The following is a 268-nucleotide window of genomic DNA, read 5'->3' as shown; positions in this document are numbered from 1 at the left end:
GGCCTGCCGGTAATGGCTCATGGTGAAGGGCCGGAAACCGAACACGGTTTGCAGCTCGCTCAGGTGCTCGCGCCGGGTCTGCTCCCGCTGGCCGTACTCGTTCCAGCTTTCGACGCCGACCTTGAGCTGGTCGGCGACCAGCTTCAACAAGGGCGGGAACGGTAGTTCATCGACGCCCAGGATGACGCCGGGAAAGCGCAGGTAACAGAGCTGCACCGCGAAGCCCAGCCGATTGGCTGGCCCGCGCCGCTGTCGGATGATCGAGAGG

At 65.3% G+C, this 268-nt stretch carries 1 protein-coding gene; it reads right to left on the bottom strand.

Annotated features, from left to right (window positions below):
- The coding region (locus ACRHOC_RS14850; protein WP_431159409.1) for a DUF4158 domain-containing protein at positions 1-268 on the bottom strand (268 nt) is incomplete at both ends.

The organism is Winogradskyella poriferorum (assembly GCF_050618035.1).
GTDB lineage: Bacteria > Bacteroidota > Bacteroidia > Flavobacteriales > Flavobacteriaceae > Winogradskyella > Winogradskyella poriferorum_A.
Note: the sequence above shows the minus strand (reverse complement) of the source record. Positions and strands in the feature narration are given on the sequence as shown.